2 protein-coding genes are annotated in these 1,802 nt (G+C 63.9%); both read right to left on the reverse strand.

The window, feature by feature from the left end; all coding sequences use genetic code 11:
* Positions 1 to 235, reverse strand: a 235-nt coding sequence (locus MVC20_RS06020) for a hypothetical protein (RefSeq protein WP_297539442.1), incomplete at its 3' end; no start/stop codon positions are given.
* Between the two features lie 126 nt (positions 236 to 361).
* Positions 362 to 1,802: TRCF domain-containing protein (locus tag MVC20_RS06025; RefSeq protein ID WP_297539444.1), on the reverse strand; the 1,441-nt coding region annotated here is incomplete at its 5' end.

Here is a 1,802-nt window from a genome sequence, read left to right on the forward strand (position 1 = left end):
GCTCGACATTGCCCTCGGCATTGAAGCGCGTTTCGAGACCCGGCACCGTGTCGCCCATGATCAGCGCCGCCGCACGGACGCTGGCCGCCTGACGGCTGAGCACGTCATTCTGGATCTGGCTGGTGATTTGGAGAATGGTGGCGCCGCCGATGGCGGCGATGGACAGAACGATCAGGCCGATCGTCAGCGCGACGGTGCGGACCGTCAGCTTCGTCTTAGACAGGAACGAAAACATGTAACCCCCTACCCCGGGTTCTATTGATCCCTGTCGCGGGTTATGCCCCGTTTCCAATTACTTTCAGGTTAAACGATCTTCACCCCATTGGTTGCAAACAAAGATGTGAAGCAACCGAAGCGCGCATCACGCGCCGGAGCCGCCGCGGGCCAGTTCAGCCAGTTCGTCCATCACCCGGCGGGTGCCCTTGAGGCGGTCTTCCGCGTCCGGCCAGTTGTGCTTGACCACGATCTTGTGGTCGGGCCGCAGCTTGGCTTCGCCGCGGGCGCGGTTGATGAACTGAACGAGCCCCGCGGGGTTGCCGAACTCGTTGTTGCGGAAGCCAATGGTACAGCCCTTGGGGCCGGCGTCGATCTTCTCGACGTTGGCGGCACGGCACAGGCGCTTGATCTCGACGATCTCCAGCAGGTGCTTCACCTCGCCCGGAAGCGGCCCGAAGCGGTCGATCAGCTCGGCGGCGAAGCTTTCGATCTCCGCGTGTTCCTCAAGCGATGCCAGGCGGCGGTAAAGGCTCATGCGGACATCAAGATCAGCCACATAGGTGTCGGGGATCAGGACGGCGGTGCCCACATTGATCTGCGGGGACCATTCGCCCTCTTCCTTGTCGAGGCCGCCGGCACGGGCCTGGGCCACGGCTTCTTCCAGCATGTGCTGATACAGCTCGTAGCCGACTTCGCGGATATGGCCTGACTGCTCGTCGCCCAAAAGGTTGCCCGCGCCGCGGATATCCATGTCGTGACTGGCAAGATTGAAGCCCGCCCCGAGGCTGTCCAGTGACTGGAGGACCTTGAGGCGTTTTTCCGCGTTGGGCGTCAGCGTGCGGTTGGGCGGCACCGTGAGATAGGCAAAGGCGCGCGACTTGGACCGGCCGACGCGGCCGCGCAGCTGGTAGAGCTGGGCAAGGCCGAACATGTCGGCCCGGTGGACGATCATGGTGTTGGCGGTCGGGATGTCGAGCCCGCTTTCCACGATGGTGGTGGACAGCAGCACATCATATTTGCCGTCGTAGAAGGCGTTCATGATGTCGTCGAGCTGGCCCGGCGGCATCTGCCCGTGGGCAGTGACGGATCTGATTTCCGGCACATATTCGCGGAGGAACTCTTCCGCTTCGGCCAGGTCGGAAATGCGCGGGCAGACATAGAAGCTCTGGCCGCCGCGATAGCGCTCGCGCAGCAGGGCCTCGCGGATCACCACCGGGTCGAATGGCGTAACGAAGGTGCGGACGGCCAGCCGGTCCACCGGCGGGGTGGCGATGATGGAGAGTTCGCGCACGCCCGTCAGCGCCAGTTGCAGCGTGCGCGGAATGGGCGTGGCCGTCAGCGTCAGCACATGCACATCGGCCTTGAGCTGCTTGAGGCGCTCCTTGTGGGCGACGCCGAAGCGCTGCTCTTCATCGACGATGAGCAGGCCGAGATCCTTGAACTTGATGCTCTTGGCCAACAGCGCGTGGGTGCCGACCACGATGTCGAGATCACCCGATGCCATGGCGGCGCGGGTCTCTTCCGCTTCCTTGGCTGACACCATGCGCGACAGCTGGGCGACCTTGAGGGGCCAGCCGGCGAAACGC

Origin of the sequence: Roseovarius sp. (assembly GCF_027019125.1) — a bacterium.
Lineage (GTDB): Bacteria > Pseudomonadota > Alphaproteobacteria > Rhodobacterales > Rhodobacteraceae > Roseovarius.